The sequence below is a fragment of the Neohoeflea coraliihabitans genome, assembly GCF_019334345.1.
Classification (GTDB): Bacteria; Pseudomonadota; Alphaproteobacteria; order Rhizobiales; family Rhizobiaceae; genus Pseudohoeflea; species Pseudohoeflea coraliihabitans.
Genome location: NZ_JAHWQX010000003.1, coordinates 469,647 through 485,446 on the forward strand (window position 1 = coordinate 469,647; position 15,800 = coordinate 485,446).

A 15,800-nucleotide genomic window follows, 5' to 3' on the forward strand; every position below is an offset into this window, starting at 1 on the left:
ATCCGGGCGGCTGACCTCGCCCGAACTATAAATTCTGCACAACGGATGCCGAGAATCGCGGCTTGAATTGCACTCCTTTCGGCTGCACTGTGGCGGCCGAGCAGAAATGTGCCGGTCGATCCCCCGTCCCGGAGTGGCGCTCGACCGGCTGATCATTCGGGAGGATGCAGGCATGGACGAACTCACCCATTATATCGGCGGCAAGCATGTGAAGGGCCGTTCGGGCCGTTTTGCGGACATCTACAATCCGGCAACCGGCGAAGTGCAGTCGAAGGTGCCGCTGGCCAATGGCAGCGAACTGGATGAAGCGGTGGCGATCGCCGCTGAGGCACAGATCGGCTGGGCGGCGACCAACCCGCAGAAGCGGGCGCGGGTGCTGATGAAATTCGTCGATCTTCTGCATCAGAACATGGACAAGCTCGCCGAAGCGCTGTCGCGGGAGCACGGCAAGACCATTCCCGATGCCAAGGGCGACATCATCCGCGGCCTGGAAGTGGCGGAATTCTGCTTCGGCGCGCCGCATCTTCTCAAGGGCGAATTCACCGAGGGCGCCGGACCGGGGATCGACATGTACTCGCTGCGCCAGCCGCTCGGCGTCGTGGCCGGCATCACGCCGTTCAATTTTCCCGCAATGATCCCTATGTGGAAGTTCTGCCCGGCGATTGCGGCGGGCAATGCCTTCATCCTCAAGCCGTCGGAACGCGATCCCTCTGTGCCGCTGATGCTCGCCGAGCTGATGAGCGAAGCCGGCCTTCCGGACGGTATCCTCAACGTGGTCAATGGCGACAAGGAGGCGGTCGACGGGATTCTCGATCATCCGCTGATCATGGCCATCGGTTTCGTCGGTTCGACGCCGATCGCCGAGTATATTTACGGACGTGGCTGCTCGAACGGCAAGCGCGTGCAGTGTTTCGGCGGCGCCAAGAACCACATGATCATCATGCCCGATGCCGATCTCGACCAGGCGGTCGATGCGCTGGTCGGGGCAGGCTACGGTGCGGCTGGCGAACGCTGTATGGCGATTTCGGTGGCGGTCCCCGTTGGCGATGCGACCGCCGACCGGCTGGTGGAAAAGTTGGCGCCACGTGTCGAGGCGCTGAAGATCGGCCCCTATACGGATGGCAATGATGTCGACTTCGGCCCGCTGGTGACGGCGCAGGCGCGCGACCGGGTACTGGGCCTTGTCAATTCCGGCGTCGAGCAGGGTGCCGAGCTTGTCGTCGATGGCCGCGATTTTTCGATGCAGGGCTATGAAAACGGCTATTTCGTTGGCGGCTGCCTGTTCGATCGTGTCACCCGCGACATGGACATCTACAAGCAGGAGATTTTTGGTCCGGTGCTGTGCGTGGCGCGGGCCGAGAATTACGAGGAAGCGCTGCGCCTGCCGATGGAAAACGACTATGGCAACGGCACGGCGATCTTCACCCGTGACGGCGATGCGGCCCGCGATTTCGTCAGCCGCATCAATGTCGGCATGGTCGGCGTCAATGTGCCGATCCCGGTGCCGCTCGCCTATCATACCTTCGGCGGCTGGAAGAAATCGGGCTTCGGCGATCTCAACCAGCACGGCCCCGACGCATTCCGCTTTTATACCCGAACCAAGACAGTGACCTCCCGCTGGCCGTCGGGTGTGAAGGAAGGCGCGGAGTTCGTCATTCCGACCATGAACTAGGGTCCTGATCCTGGCCGTGAGCCGGAAAACCACAACCCGGCGCGAACTGGCCGCGCCGGGGAGCGGGTTCTCCGACAGGTCGCAAATACCAAGCGGGAGGGAATGACGTGGATTTTGCACTGAGTGAAGAACAGGGCGCCTTCTACGAGATGGCGCGTGAATTCGGCGCCGCGGAGATTGCCCCGCATGCTCATGAATGGGAACAGCAGGGCACCATTCCGCGCGAGATCTTCGAGGCGCTGGCGGGCCTTGGCCTCGGCGGCATCTATGTGCCGGAAGAGGATGGCGGCTCGGGCCTGTCGCGGCTTGACGCGACGCTGATCTTCGAGTCCCTGTCGCAGGCCTGTCCCTCGGTCGCGGCGTTCTTGTCGATCCACAATATGTGCGCCTGGATGGTGGCGAGTTGGGGATCGGAAGAGCTCAAGGCCAAGTGGCTGGCAAAGATCATCTCGATGGAAACGATCGCCTCCTACTGCCTGACCGAGCCGGGTTCGGGTTCGGACGCGGCGGCTTTGCGCACCAAGGCCGAGCGCAGCAATGAAGGCTATGTGCTGAACGGCAGCAAGGCATTCATTTCCGGTGGCGGCTATTCCGATGTCTACCTGGTGATGTGCCGCACCGGCGGTTCGGGCCCGAAAGGGATCTCGACGCTGCTGGTGGAAAGCGATGCGCCCGGCCTGTCCTTCGGCGCGCCGGAAGACAAGATGGGCTGGCGCGCCCAGCCCACCTCGGATGTGCTCTTCGATAATTGCCGGGTGGATGCCGGCAACCTGCTTGGCGAAGAAGGCGCCGGGTTCCGCTACGCCATGAAGGGGCTTGACGGCGGCCGGCTGAACATTTCCGCCTGTGCGCTTGGTGGCGCCCAATCGGCGCTCGACAAGGCGCTGGCCTATATGGGCGAACGCAAGGCCTTCGGTCAGCCGCTCGATCAGTTCCAGGCGCTGCAGTTCCGCCTCGCCGACATGGAGATCGCGCTGCAATCCTCCCGGACCTTCCTGCGCCAGGCGGCCTGGAAGCTCGATCAGCAGGCGGCGGATGCGAGCAAATACTGCGCCATGGCGAAACGGCTGGTCACCGATCAGGCCTTCGACGTCGCCAATCAGGCGTTGCAGTTGCATGGCGGCTATGGCTATCTCGCCGACTACGGCATCGAGAAGATCGTGCGCGATCTGCGCGTGCATCAGATTCTCGAGGGAACCAATGAAATCATGCGATTGATCGTATCGCGGGCCATGTTGCAGGAGCGTCAGGCGTGAGTGAAGACAAGGACATTCTGATCAAGGTTGAAGGACGTGTCGGGCATGTCACGCTGAACCGGCCGAAGGCGCTGAATGCGCTGACCTACGATATGGTGCTGGCGCTCGAAGAGGCGCTCGATGCATGGCGCGATGATCCGGACATCGCGATGGTGCTGATTGACGCGGCGGGCGACAAGGCGTTCTGCGCCGGCGGCGATATCCAGGCGATGTATCGGCATGGCAAGGACGGCGACTACGATTACGCGCGGCGTTTCTGGGCTGACGAATACCGGCTCAATGCGAAGATCGCCGGCTATGCGAAGCCCTTCGTGGCACTGATGCATGGCATCGTGATGGGCGGTGGTGTCGGCTTGTCGGCGCATGGGCGCCACCGCATTGTCACCGACACGACGATGCTGGCAATGCCGGAATGTGCGATCGGCCTGATCCCGGACGTTGGCGGCACCTTTCTTCTGGCGCGGGCGCGCGGCCGGCTCGGCGAGTATCTCGGCCTGACCGGCACCCGGCTCGGCGCGGCAGATGCCATCTATGCCGGTTTTGCGGACAGCTATGTGCCTTTGGACAGGCTCGAGGCCTTGCGCGCGGCGCTTCTCGACAGTGGCGACCCGGCGGTGATCGAGGACTTTGCCGGGGAGCCGCCGGAAGGGCGGCTTGCGGCTATCGAAGTCGATGTCGACGAGGTGTTCGAGCAGGGATCGGCGCTCGACTGCCTGAGGATGCTTGAAAGCCGGGACGAGGAGTGGGCCGCCAAGGCCGCCAAGGCCATTCGCGGCGGCTCGCCGATCTCGCTGGCCTGCACCTTCGAGATGGTGCGTGCCTCGCGGACCGATCTGACGCTGGAAGATTCGCTGAAGCGCGAATACCGCTTCTCCTCGCGCTGCATGGAGCATGGTGATTTTCTCGAAGGCATCCGCGCCGCGGTGATCGACAAGGACCGGCAGCCGAAATTCTCCAAGCCGGGACTTGAAGCAGTGACGCAGGAGGATGTCGCCTCCATGCTGGCGGAACCGCCGGGCGGCGATATCGAGCTTTAAGACCGGCGGCACTACGGAACGGGTTGAGACAGGCGCAGACGGGAGCAAGCTATGCGGATCGGATTTATCGGACTGGGCAATATGGGGGCCCCGATGGCCGTCAATCTGGCCAGGGCCGGCCACGAGGTGACCGGCTTCGACGTGGCCGGAGTCAGCGTCGACGGCGTCAAAATGGCGGCCTCGGCGGTGGACGCGGTGGACGGCAAGGAGGCGGTAATCACCATGTTGCCGAACGGCGCGATCCTGCGATCGGTGTATGAGGAGATCGTGCCGGCCGGGGCGCCGGGGGCCAGCTTCATCGATTGTTCGACCGTCGATGTCGACAGTGCCCGCGCCGCGCATGAGCTTGCCGCCAAGGCCGGGCTGCTTTCAGTGGATGCACCGGTGTCCGGCGGTATCGGTGGCGCGGCTGCTGGCACGCTGACGTTCATGGCGGGTGGATCGGACGCGGCCTTTGCGAAGGCGGCGCCGCTGTTCGACATCATGGGTCAGAAAGCCGTGCATTGCGGTGAGGCGGGCGCCGGTCAGGCGGCAAAGATCTGCAACAACATGATTCTCGGCATCTCGATGATCGGCGTGTGCGAGGCATTCGCGCTGGCCGACAAGCTCGGCCTCGACCGGCAGAAGATGTTCGATGTGGTGTCGACTTCATCGGGCTCGTGCTGGTCGGTCAACACCTATTGTCCGGCGCCCGGCGTCGGCCCGCAAAGCCCGGCGGACAATGACTACAAGCCGGGTTTTGCCGCCGACCTGATGCTCAAGGATCTCAACCTGTCACAGCAGGCGGCCGCCGCGGCGAATGCGCCGACGCCGCTCGGCCAGCATGCGACCGAGATCTACGAGGCCTTTGTCGGCGAGGGCGGCAAGGGGCGCGATTTTTCCGCCGTGCTGCCGTGGCTGAGCGGCAAGGGCAGGGACGCCTGAGGCTGTGAATGCAGCCGCAGCGCAGCCGCAGCGGATTTCGGGCGACCGCCTTGTGCTGCTCGGCACCAAGGGCGGGCCGGCCATCCGTCCCGGCGGCCCGTCGCCGACCGCCAGCCTGCTCGAGATCGGCGGGCGCCGGATCGTCATTGATTGCGGGCTCGGCGTGGCGCGTGGCCTTGTCGATGCGGGCGTGGCGCTGCCGCGCATCGATCTGATCTTCATCACGCATCTGCATTCCGACCACGTCCTGGAACTGGGGCCACTGTTGCACACGGCCTGGACGGCGGGACTGGCGCAGCGCGTTCGCGTGTTCGGCCCGCCTGGGACGCGCGCCGTCTGGGATGGGTTCTGCCAGTCGATGACCTTTGATATCGAGTTGCGGATCATTGATGAGGGACGACCGGATCTGCGCGATTTGGTGATGATCGAAGAGCGCGGCGAAGGGCCGGTGCTCGGCGAGGGCGATCTCGGCGTGGAGGCCTTGCGGGTCGATCATCCGCCGGTGGACGATTGTTTTGCGCTCAAATTCGTCTTCGGTGGCCGGTCGATCGTGTTCTCCGCCGATACGGCCTATTTCCCGCCGCTCGCCGATTTCGCGCGTGAGGCCGACATTCTGGTGCATGAGGCGATGCACCCGGCAGGCGTCGACCGACTGGTGGCGCGGACCGGCAATGGTGCGCGCCTGCGGGACCATCTGATGGCCAGTCATACGCTGGCTGCCGATGTCGGGCGTCTTGCGGCCAGTGCGCAGGTGCGGCATCTCGTTCTCAACCACCTGGTGCCGGCCGATGATCCCGAGATCACGAACCAGAGCTGGGTCGAGGAAGTGCGCAAGCACTGGGCCGGGCCCTTGACGGTCGGCACCGATGGTCTGGAGATCGCCCTGTCCGGTAACGCCTAGACCGGGCTTTCGCCGGAGACCGCTCAGACGGGTCGGCGGCGTGCCGACAGGCCATGAATCAGCTTGGCGCCAAATTCGTAATAGCCCGCACGGGCGCCGGCGAAACGCTCGACGTGGCTGTCGACAGGCCGGAGCGGCAGGCACCCGGGGTCGCCGTCAAGCAGCGCCGTCGCAGCCTGTGTGCCAAACAGGGTCCCCGGCGCGATGCCGCGCCCGGAATAACCAAAACAGGCCAGCGCATTGTGCCCGCAGGCGACGATCTTCGGAATATGATCGGATGTCATGGCGATGCGGCCGCTCCAGGCCTGCTCGAAGGCAATATCGGCCAGGGCCGGATAAAGGGCGCGCAGCTTGCGCCGGGCCCAGGCGTGGTGGACCGAGGCGCCGCGCACTTCAAGGCTGCCGACCCCGCCGACGATCAACCGTCCGGCGCCGTCGATGCGGATCGATGACATCACCATGGCCGTATCCCAGCAGCCCTCACCGCCGGGCAGGATGGTGCGGCGCATGTCGGGCGGGATCGGAACGGTGGCGAACTGGCAGTAGTTGAATGCGACATAGGCCGGCTTGCAGGGTTCTTCGAAGCCGAAATGGTAGGCGTTGGTGGCAATCAGAACGTGTCCGGCGCGCACCGTGCATCCATTGGCCACAACACACCAGGTGTCATTGCTGCGTGTCAGCGCGGTGACCGGCGACTGTTCATGGACCTGAGCGCCGTGCGCTGTGGCGGCGCGGGCCAGGCCGCGACAATAGGCGAGCGGCTGAATAGTGCCGGCGCGCGGGTCGAAGAGGGCGCCGAGAAAGGCGCCGGATCCGGTGCGGCGGGCGGTTTCGGCCGGGTCGAGGATCGACAGCGGGGCGCCGTGTCGATTGCCCTGGCGAAGGCGCTTTCTGAGATCGGCAAGACCCTTCGCCGCATGGGCGAGATGCAGCGTGCCGCGGCGCACGGGCTCGCAGTCGATCGCTTCGCGCTCGATTAAGGAAAACACCTTCTGCGGCCCTTGCCCAAGAACCGAGACCAGCTGCCCGCCCTCCTTGTCACCGAGCGCTTTCAGCACCGCATCGGGCGGGAGCCACAGGCCGGCATTGACCAGCCCGACATTGCGGCCGGAACCGCCATGTCCGACCGTTTCGGCCTCCAGAAGGCAAACCGAGGCGCCGCGTCTTGCCGCTTCAAGCGCCGCGGCCGTGCCGGTAAAGCCGCCGCCGATCACCAGCAGATCGACCGCGTGGTTGCGCGTCAGGGGCGGCGCATCGAACTGTTCGCGCGCCGTCCGGGCCCACAGGCTGGAATGGAGTGCGGCGTTCTGCGCTGCTTCCTCCACGGCCGGCATCTCAGATCAGCCGCCGGCAGGCTGCCGAGGCCGGCTCGGCGAGGTGGGGAGCGGGCGTTGCGCCCGTCTCCCGTTGGCTTGTGTGCAGCGCCATTGGTTATCAACCGATGTCGAAGGAGACGCCCTGTGCGAGCGGCAGATCGCGGGAATAATTGATCGTGTTGGTGGCACGGCGCATGTAGCCCTTCCACGCGTCCGAGCCGGATTCGCGTCCGCCGCCGGTTTCCTTCTCACCGCCGAAAGCGCCGCCGATTTCCGCACCGGACGTGCCGATATTGACATTGGCGATGCCGCAATCGGAGCCATCGGCGGAGAGAAAGCGTTCCGCCTCCTGCATGTCGCGGGTGAAGATCGATGAAGACAATCCAGCCGCGACGGCATTGTGATCGGCCAGCGCCTGGTCGAAATCATCATATTTCATGACATACAGGATCGGTGCGAAGGTCTCCTCGAGCACCGGCCCGGTTTGGCGCGGCATTTCGACGAGCGCCGGACGGACATAATAGGCCGTCTCAGGGCCCGCATCGGTGATGCGTTCGCCGCCGGTCACCGTAGCGCCCTCGGCGCGGGCCGCCTCGAGTGCTTTCTGCATATTGTCATAGGCCGCCTTGTCGACCAACGGGCCGACAAGGGCATCGGTTTCCAGCGGGCTGCCGATGGAGACGCTCTGATAGGCGGCTTTCAGGCGCGGCACCAGCGCATCGTACAGGCTCTCGTGCACGAACAGCCGGCGCATCGAGGTGCAGCGCTGGCCGGCGGTGCCCATGGCGCCGAAGGCAATGGCCCGCAGCGCCATATCGACGTCGGCGGTGGGTCCGACAATGCCGCCATTGTTGCCGCCAAGCTCCAGAATTGAGCGGGCGAAACGGCGCGCCAGGCGGGGTCCGACCTCGCGGCCCATGCGGGTCGAGCCGGTTGCCGATACCAGCGCCACCTTCGGATGGTCAACGATCGCCTCGCCGACAACCCGGTCCCCGATCAAGACCTGCGAGAGGTTGTCCGGCGCATCGCCGAAGCGGGCCAGAGCGCGGTCAAGCACGGCCTGGCAGGCCAGCGCCGTCAGCGGGCTCTTTTCCGACGGTTTCCAGACGACCGCATTGCCGCAGACGAGCGCCAGCGCCGTATTCCAGGACCAGACCGCGACGGGAAAGTTGAACGCCGTGATGACACCGACGACGCCGAGCGGGTGCCAGGTTTCCATCATGCGGTGGCCGGGGCGTTCGGTGGCGATGGTCAGACCGTAAAGCTGACGCGACAGACCGACGGCAAAATCGCAGATGTCGATCATCTCCTGAACCTCGCCTTCGCCTTCCGAGGGGGACCTTGCCGGCCTCGATCGAAACGAGCCGTCCGAGGTCGGCCTTGGCGGCGCGCAGTTCCTCGCCAAGCAGGCGGATCAACTCGCCGCGGCGCGGTGGCGGAACCAGCCGCCAGGCGGAAAAGGCGGTGTGCGCGGCCTCGATGGCCGCGTTGCACTCTTCTGCCGAGCAGGTCTTGAGACGTGCCACTTCGGCGCCGCTGACCGGAGAGTAGGTCGGCATGTCGCCGCCGGACAGAACATCGGCAGAAACGCCGAGCCGCTGCATGAGGGTAACCGTTTCGTGCTTGAGATCGAGTGATTGGGCCATGGAATGCTCCGTCATTTATTCAGTTGCTGTCCTGGTGTATCGCGCCCGGGCTCTGTCTGGAAGCGGACCGCGGCGAAGGAACCTTGTGTCAATGTGCCTGTCAATCCGGCGGCGATGCGGCGAAGTGCGGCGGGTGTGTAGCGGTCAAAATAGGCCTGGTTGCGGCGGCCGATGCCATGTTCGGCGCTGTAGCTTCCGGCGTAGCGTTCTACGGCCGCCGAAACAACCCAATCCGGCATTTAGATATTCACTCGTGAAAGAATAAAGCCCGCCGCGGCTCTTGCTGCCGCGTCGCGCTCAGGGCGTTTTTAGACCGGCCGCCCAGTGCTCAGCGATGGCGACAACAGCGGCATTGATCGGGCCGCTGGGGATGGCCGGCATGATCGACGCATCGACGATGAAGGCGTTGCCGAGGCCGTTGATGCGCAAGTCGGGGTCGACGACGGCGGTCTCATCGCGGCCCATGCGGCAGGTGCCGCACGGGTGATGATGGGTCGAGGCGGTGCGGGCGATGAAGGCATCGAGTTCGGCGTCCGAACGCATGTCCGCTCCGGGCAGAACTTCACAGTCGCGCCACGCCTCGAGTGCCTTGTGATGGCCGAGCTGACGGGCAAGCTGCAAGGCTGTACGGAAGGTGGCGCGGTCATGATCGGTCGACAGATAGTGCGGATCGATGAGCGGCGGCTGGTCCGGATCGGCGCTGCCTGGCTTGACGACACCACGGCTGGCGGGATGCGTCACGCCGCATAGCAGCGTGTAGGCGGTACCATAGGGCGGGGTTTCAAAGCCCGGCGCGGCAGACGGCGCCACGACGCAGGCCAAAACGATATCCGGCTGCGTGTGGCGGGCGCTCAGATCGGAGCTGTCGAGATACATCAACGATTCGGAGTGCTGCAGGCGCGAGGGTGGAACCGATTGGCGGGCGCGATAGACATTGCCGAGAACGAGCAGGTGATCCTGCAGATTGCGCCCCACCTCCGGGCTGTCGAAGCGGCAATCGACGCCGATCTGCCTGAGCGTATCGGCCGAGCCGATGCCCGAGCGCATCAAGAGCATTGGCGAGGCGATGGCGCCGGCGCAGATGACGATGCGGTCCGCGGTAAGCGTTACCGGCTGGCCGGTGTGCCGGGCCAAGATGCCGGTGGCCCTGGGCCCCTCGATCAGCAGCCGGTCGACACGATGCTCGGTGAGCAGCGTGAGGTTGTCGCGCGCCAGGATCTGCGGGTCGAGATAGGCGGTGGCAACGCTCAGACGCCTGCCGTTGCGGAGGGTCAGCGAATTGGGCGCGGTGCCATTGAGCCGCCCCCTGTTGTGATCGCCGAGTTCGGGGGCGCCGAGCGCGTTGCCGGCAGCCATGTAGGCGCGCACCACAGGGCTGACCGCGTCATCTGGCAGGATGACATCGAGCGGGCCGTCGGTGCCGCGTCCGCTGGTGTCGCCGCCGCTGAACGATTCGCTCCTCGTAAAGGCGGGCAGCAGGGAGGCGTAGGACCAGCGGTCGCCGCCGGCGTGGCGCCAGGGCTCGAAATCTTCGGGGTGGCCGCGCACATGCGCCATGGCATGCATGCAGCTCGATCCGCCGACAAGCCGGCCGCGTGGCCAGTCGTGACAGCGATCGGCGGTGTGCGGCTGCGGCTCGGTTCTGTAGGCCCAGTCGAACGCCCGGCCCGGCAAGGCCGGCCACTGCAGGGGATCGTCGATATCGGGATCTGCCGGAAAGCCTCCGGCCTCGACGAGGCCTACCGAAAGACCAGGATCGTCGCTCAGACGGCGGGCGATCACGGAACCGGCGGAGCCGGCACCAAGCACCAGCCAGTCGAAATGGCGCGTCACGCAAATTCACCGCTGAAAAGCATGTGCGGAGAGGTCCTGCCGCGCTCAGGCGGCAAAGGCCCGTGCCCGATCGTTGATCTGCTGCTCGACCGAGAGCAGATGTTCGCGCATCGCGGCCTCGGCAGCGTCGGGATCGCGCTTGGCTATGGCATTGGCGATGCGGCGATGCTCGGCGTCGCGCTGGGCGATGCGTTTCGGGCAGGTGGTCGGCGAGGACGAGGCGACGCGCACCCGCGTATCAACCCCGACATTACGCAGCATCTTGTAGAATTCGCGCGCCAGGTGGTTGCGGGCGGCGCTGACCACGGCCAGGTGAAAACTCAAATCGGCTTCGCCCGAACTGGCGTCCGCCGGCGTTGCCGCGGCCGCCTTGATGGCCTTTATTTCCAGGGCCGTGGCGCGCAGGGAGGCAAGGCGCGCGAAACCCGGTTCAAGCAGCATGCGCAGCTCAAGGATTTCCAGCGGATTGGTAATGCGCACGAGATCTTCGTTCATCGGCGCGCGGCCGGTGCCGCTGCCGCGCTGGCGCGGCACCTCGACATCGCCGGTCTCGCGCAGATGCACGAGCGCCTTGCGCAACTGGTGCCGTTTGACCTGCAGCCGCTCGGCCAATGCGCGTTCGGACGGCAAGGTGCCGTCGGTGCGTTGCAACTGCCTCACGGCCTCGACAATTTCATCCACTGACCCCTTCGTGGAAGCTTCATCGAAATTGGTCAAAGCCCTGTCTCCTTGGTCGCGGTTGGTTGGCGCTGGTGGCGCGCTGTTCGGTTCGCTGCACAGATAGCGTCGCCGAAGGATGATTCAATTCTCAACCACACTAACTGGTTTTTTCTTGGTTGACAATCGCGTCAAGCGCATGGTTGACTTTGGTTGAAACAGGCGGTCCGGGATGGTTCCGACAGCCGTACCGCGGGGATGTGCATGCCGTTTTCCGAGACATTCGACTATGTGATCGTCGGGGCGGGTTCGGCCGGCTGCGTGCTTGCCAATCGCCTGACCGAGGATGCCGACATCTCGGTGTTGTTGATCGAGGCGGGCGACTGGGATCGCGATCCGATGATCCATATCCCGCTCGGCTGGGGCAAGATCCTGACCGAGCGCCGGCATGACTGGATGTATTTCTGCGAGCCGGAAGCGAATGTCGGCGGACGCAGCGTCGAATGCGCGCGCGGCAAGGTGATCGGCGGCTGCTCCTCGACCAATGCCATGGCCTATGTGCGTGGCAACCGCCGGGATTACGATCGGTGGGCCGCCGCGGGGCTGCGCGACTGGTCGTACGAATCGGTGCTGCGCTATTTCAAGAAGACGGAGAGCTGGGAGGGCGGCGCCGATGCCTATCGCGGCGGCGAAGGGCCGCTGAGAACGCAGCATTGTCGCTACGAAGATCCGCTGATCGATGCCTTCGCGGAGGCTAGCCGGCAGGCGGGATATCCGCAGACCGAGGACTATAACGGGGCCGAACAGGAAGGCTTCAGCCGCTTGCAGATGACCATTTCCGAAGGGCGGCGGGCCTCGGCGGCTTCTGCCTATCTGCGGCCGGCGATGAAGCGGCAGAACCTCAAGGTGGTGACCGGTGCGATGGCGCGCCGGGTGGTGATGGAAAACGGCCGCGCCACCGGACTCGAATACAGCCGCGGCGAGCAGATCACCCATGTCGGCGCGCGCTGCGAGGTCATCCTCTCGGGCGGTGTCATCAACACGCCGCAACTGTTGATGCTGTCGGGCATCGGCGAGAGCGCGCAACTGGCCGAGCACGGTATTGAAACAATTGTTTCATCGCCCGGCGTCGGCGCCAACCTGCAGGATCACGTGTCGGTCATCCTGATGTACCGCCGCCGCGAGAATGGTCCCTTTCATCACATGATGCGGGCCGACCGCATCGGCCTGGATTTTCTCAAGACCTATCTGACCGGCAAGGGATTTTCCGCCGATGTTCCGGGCGGCGTGGTGGCCTTCCTGAAGAGCGACGCCGATCGCCCGGTGCCGGATGTGCAATTGCTGTTCACCGCCGCACCGCTTGCCGCCTGGCCTTATCTGCCGCCGTTCAAGCAGCCTTTCGCGGACGGGTTCGCGACCCGCATCGTGGCGACGCAGCCGGAAAGCCGCGGGCATGTGGCGCTGACCTCCTCCGATCCGCTCGCCGCACCGAAAATCCATCAGAACTTCCTGTCTTCGGACCGCGATTGGCAATCATTGCGCGCCGGGATCAAGGTGGCGCGCACCCTGGCGGCACAGCCGGCGATGCAGCCTTTCGTCGGTGCCGAGTTCCTGCCGGGGCCGGATTGTCAGAGCGAAGCCGATATCGATGCGCATATCCGCAACACCTCGATCACCGTGCATCACCCGGCCGGCACGTGCCGGATGGGCGTCGATGCGGATGCGGTGGTTGATCCGCAACTGCGGGTCAACGGCCTTGAGGGTCTGCGGGTCGTCGATGCATCGGTAATGCCCGATCTCGTCAGCGGCAACATCAATGCGGCGGTGCTGATGATCGCCGAAAAGGCTGCCGATATCATCCGCGCCGCGCGCCGGGCGGAGCGGATGGCTGCCTGAGCCAGCCCTGACCAAGCGTTAATCTGGTTGAAAAGCCGCAGACGACGGGTCCAGAGGCATGAACAATGCTGCCTGTGAAATTCGTCGCGTCTGTCTATACATCTGTTTTTCCACAGAATTGTGATAAAAATAGCTTGGTTGAGCTTGGTTGACCACGCGCTGTGATGCGCGTCGGAAATTTCTTCCAGCCCCGGCTATTTTATGGTTGCGGGTCTCAACCAGTTTGATACGGTTGAGCTGGTTCTAATTCAAAATCTCGACCGCAAAGGATGGTTGATATGTCGGTTGCAACGATGAGCGATACCGGAAGCAGCAACAAGAAGGCCGCCTTGAAAGGGCTGTACGACGATCTTTACGCCAAGAACATGTTCCCGTTCTGGGCGACCTCGGAAGGGGTGGATCACGACGAGATCAAGCAGCTGATGGCGACGCCGAAAGCGGTGCCGTTCGTCTGGAAATACACCGACATCGAGCCGTTGCTGCAGCGTGCCGCGCAATTGGTGACGATGGATGACAGCGAGCGCCGTTCGCTGATCCTGGTCAATCCCGGCCTGGCGCCGAAGCGGGCCTCGGTCTCGACCATGTATACGGCCTACCGCCTGAACGATCCCGACGAGATCATGCCGCCGCACAAGCATTCGCCGAGCGCCATCCGCTTCGGGCTGACCGGCGAGGGCAATTTCACCGGCGTCGAGGGCGAGGATGTCACCTTCGGGCCGGGCGACATGGTGCTGACGCCGAACGATGCCTGGCACAATCACGGCACGGTCGGCGGCGAGCAGGCGGTCAATCTCTCGATCCTCGATCTGCCGCTGGTGGAAACCTTGCACGCGGTGCATTTCGATCACCGCTACACCGAGATGGAGAACGGCAAGGAAGTCGAGAAGAAGGTGCAGACGGCCCGCTTCACCGACGACTATTCGCAAAGTGTCTATGGCGAAGGCGGCATGCTGCCGCGCTTCGTCGATCACAAGCGCGGCGGCGGACTGTCTTCGCCGATGTATGTCTATCGCTGGGAGAAGATGGAAGCGCTGCTCGATGCGCACAAGGACTGGGACGGCGATCCGCACGAAGGCCTTGTCGTCGATTATGCCGACCCGACCACCGGCGGTCCGGTTTTCCAGACGATCAATTTCTATGTGCAGATGCTGCGGCCCGGCGAGAAGACCCTGCCGCAGCGCGAGACGGCGAGCCTGCTGCTGTCGCCGTTCCGCGGCAAGGGGCATTCGATCATCGATGGCGAACGCTATGACTGGGACCAGTTCGACACGCTGGCGGTGCCAGGCGGTTGCTGGGTCGAGCATGTCAACGCCTCGTCGAGCGAGCCGGTGATCTTCTTCGGGGCCACCGATGCGCCGACGCAGAAGCATCTGCTGCTCTACAAGCGCTGGGGCCGCAACCAGGCGGGTGATCTGCTGCGCCTTGCGTAAGACTGTTGCGCCATCTCCCGCACCGGCGGGGGGTGGCTTTTTTCCGTAAGAGTACAAAGGCGTTCATTCCGTGGCATCCTCGTTGAATACCAAGCATATCGGCCATGTCGATTGTCCCGGCGGCGGGCAGGTCTGGATCGATGGCGACATTCTGTATATCGGCCACATGCGGCCGCCGAGCGGCACGACGCTGGTCGACATCTCCGATCCGCGCAATCCGAAGAAGCTCGCCACAATCGACGTGCCGCCGGGCTGGCATTCGCACAAGGTGCGGGCCCAGGACGGCGTGATGATCATCAATCACGAGCGCTTCGGCAATGAAGGGCCGGCGGATTTCGGCGGCGGGCTGGCGATCTACGACACCAGCAATCCGGCGGAGCCGAAGCAGATCTCGAAGTGGATCACCAGCGGCAAGGGCGTGCACCGGTATGACTATGACGGACGCTATGCCTATATCTCGCCGACCGAGGACGGCTATGTCGGCAATTTCGTGATGATCCTCGATCTGATCGATCCGGCAAACCCGGTCGAGGTCGGCCGCTGGTGGATTCCCGGCCAGTGGGTCGGCGGCGGCGAAGAGTATCCCTGGGGCGAATATGTGACGCCGCGGTGCCATCATCCGATCCGCATGGGCGATCGGCTGTATGTCAGCTACTGGCATCATGGCCTGTTCATCCTCGACATCTCCGACATGTCGAAGCCGCGCGCCATCGCGCATATCAATTCCAGCCCGAGCTTCCCGCATCCAACGCATACCTGCCTGCCGGTTCCGCAGAAGCTGAAGGGCCGCAACATCATGGTGGTGGCCGATGAGGACGTGGCCAAGCTGTATCCGGCGGCACCGTCCTTCACCTGGATCTACGACATCACCGATGAGACCAATCCGCTGCCGATCTCGACCTGGCAGGTGCCGGGGCTCGATCCCGATGGCGCGCCGCAACCGCCAATGATGGGCTGTCACCAGCCCTCCGAGCGCTTTACCGGCTCGATCATTCCGTTTGCCTGGTTCGCGCAGGGGCTGCGGCTGGTCGACATCGCCGATCCCTTCGCGCCGACGGAGGTCGGGTACTTCATGCCCGATCCGCCAGCCGGTGCCGAGCGGTCCTCGTCCAACGATGTGACCATCGATCATCGCGGCATCGTCTATCTGATCGACCGGGTGCGCGGCGTCGATATCATCGAGACCTCGGTTTTCTAGGGTCAGGGTTTTCCCGGCCGGCCTGGGGCGAAAC

The 15,800-nt window shown here is 64.4% G+C and carries 12 protein-coding genes and 1 pseudogene; 8 read left to right on the plus strand and 5 right to left on the minus strand.

Annotation, left to right across the window (positions count from 1 at the left end; genetic code table 11):
• The first annotated feature begins 172 nt into the window (after nucleotides 1-172).
• From KY465_RS13315 to KY465_RS13335, 5 genes are all read left to right on the plus strand, one after another.
• The gene (locus KY465_RS13315) at nucleotides 173-1,672 is read left to right on the plus strand and encodes a CoA-acylating methylmalonate-semialdehyde dehydrogenase (RefSeq protein ID WP_219202174.1); all 1,500 of its coding nucleotides are present in this window, start codon (nucleotides 173-175) and stop codon (nucleotides 1,670-1,672) included.
• Between the two features lie 107 nt (nucleotides 1,673-1,779).
• Nucleotides 1,780-2,928, plus strand: coding sequence for an acyl-CoA dehydrogenase family protein (locus KY465_RS13320; RefSeq protein ID WP_219202175.1), 1,149 nt, complete (start codon nucleotides 1,780-1,782; stop codon nucleotides 2,926-2,928).
• Nucleotides 2,925-3,965, plus strand: coding sequence for an enoyl-CoA hydratase/isomerase family protein (locus tag KY465_RS13325; RefSeq protein ID WP_219202176.1), 1,041 nt, complete (start codon nucleotides 2,925-2,927; stop codon nucleotides 3,963-3,965). Before KY465_RS13320 ends, KY465_RS13325 begins: the two co-directional genes overlap by 4 nt.
• 51 nt (nucleotides 3,966-4,016) lie before the next feature.
• On the plus strand, nucleotides 4,017-4,889 hold the full coding sequence (gene mmsB / locus KY465_RS13330; protein WP_219202177.1) for a 3-hydroxyisobutyrate dehydrogenase: 873 nt from the start codon (nucleotides 4,017-4,019) through the stop codon (nucleotides 4,887-4,889).
• 4 nt (nucleotides 4,890-4,893) lie between these two features.
• A complete protein-coding gene (locus tag KY465_RS13335; RefSeq protein WP_346432640.1) occupies nucleotides 4,894-5,790 on the plus strand; it encodes an MBL fold metallo-hydrolase in 897 nt (298 codons plus the stop codon).
• 23 nt (nucleotides 5,791-5,813) lie between these two features.
• Here KY465_RS13335 and KY465_RS13340 read toward each other — a convergent pair whose 3' ends face one another.
• The 5 genes and pseudogenes from KY465_RS13340 to KY465_RS13360 all read right to left on the minus strand — a co-directional run bounded on the left by KY465_RS13340 (nucleotide 5,814) and on the right by KY465_RS13360 (nucleotide 11,302).
• Nucleotides 5,814-7,124, minus strand: coding sequence for an NAD(P)/FAD-dependent oxidoreductase (locus tag KY465_RS13340; RefSeq protein WP_219202178.1), 1,311 nt, complete (start codon nucleotides 7,122-7,124; stop codon nucleotides 5,814-5,816).
• A gap of 100 nt (nucleotides 7,125-7,224) precedes the next feature.
• Nucleotides 7,225-8,710 (minus strand): annotated as a pseudogene (gene amaB / locus KY465_RS13345) (L-piperidine-6-carboxylate dehydrogenase).
• Between the two features lie 53 nt (nucleotides 8,711-8,763).
• Nucleotides 8,764-8,991 carry an FAD-linked oxidase C-terminal domain-containing protein gene (locus KY465_RS13350; protein ID WP_219202179.1) on the minus strand — a complete coding sequence of 76 codons (228 nt, stop codon included), beginning with the start codon at nucleotides 8,989-8,991 and terminating at the stop codon, nucleotides 8,764-8,766.
• A 58-nt stretch (nucleotides 8,992-9,049) separates the two neighbouring features.
• Nucleotides 9,050-10,585 (minus strand): GMC family oxidoreductase, encoded by a 1,536-nt coding sequence (locus KY465_RS13355; protein ID WP_219202180.1) that lies wholly within the window; start codon nucleotides 10,583-10,585, stop codon nucleotides 9,050-9,052.
• A gap of 45 nt (nucleotides 10,586-10,630) precedes the next feature.
• Nucleotides 10,631-11,302: a FadR/GntR family transcriptional regulator gene (locus KY465_RS13360; RefSeq protein ID WP_219202181.1), complete on the minus strand. Its 672-nt coding sequence runs from the start codon at nucleotides 11,300-11,302 to the stop codon at nucleotides 10,631-10,633.
• Nucleotides 11,303-11,506: 204 nt separating this feature from the next.
• On the opposite strand from KY465_RS13360, the gene KY465_RS13365 reads away from it, so the two are divergent.
• From KY465_RS13365 to KY465_RS13375, 3 genes are all read left to right on the plus strand, one after another.
• Nucleotides 11,507-13,138, plus strand: coding sequence for a GMC family oxidoreductase (locus KY465_RS13365; protein ID WP_219202182.1), 1,632 nt, complete (start codon nucleotides 11,507-11,509; stop codon nucleotides 13,136-13,138).
• Nucleotides 13,139-13,416: 278 nt separating this feature from the next.
• Nucleotides 13,417-14,568, plus strand: a complete 1,152-nt coding sequence (locus KY465_RS13370) for a cupin domain-containing protein (RefSeq protein ID WP_219202183.1) — start codon at nucleotides 13,417-13,419, stop codon at nucleotides 14,566-14,568.
• 70 nt (nucleotides 14,569-14,638) lie between these two features.
• Nucleotides 14,639-15,766 carry an LVIVD repeat-containing protein gene (locus tag KY465_RS13375; protein WP_219202184.1) on the plus strand — a complete coding sequence of 376 codons (1,128 nt, stop codon included), beginning with the start codon at nucleotides 14,639-14,641 and terminating at the stop codon, nucleotides 15,764-15,766.
• Nucleotides 15,767-15,800 lie beyond the last annotated feature (34 nt).

What these genes read in the sequence shown, in the direction of transcription:
- KY465_RS13340 (WP_219202178.1), bottom strand. Translation starts at nt 7,124, where the DNA reads ATGCCGGCCGTGGAGGAAGCAGCGCAGAACGCCGCACTCCATTCCAGC.
- KY465_RS13370 (WP_219202183.1), top strand. Translation starts at nt 13,417, where the DNA reads ATGTCGGTTGCAACGATGAGCGATACCGGAAGCAGCAACAAGAAGGCC.
- mmsB (WP_219202177.1), top strand. Translation starts at nt 4,017, where the DNA reads ATGCGGATCGGATTTATCGGACTGGGCAATATGGGGGCCCCGATGGCC.
- KY465_RS13350 (WP_219202179.1), bottom strand. Translation starts at nt 8,991, where the DNA reads ATGCCGGATTGGGTTGTTTCGGCGGCCGTAGAACGCTACGCCGGAAGC.
- KY465_RS13365 (WP_219202182.1), top strand. Translation starts at nt 11,507, where the DNA reads ATGCCGTTTTCCGAGACATTCGACTATGTGATCGTCGGGGCGGGTTCG.
- KY465_RS13315 (WP_219202174.1), top strand. Translation starts at nt 173, where the DNA reads ATGGACGAACTCACCCATTATATCGGCGGCAAGCATGTGAAGGGCCGT.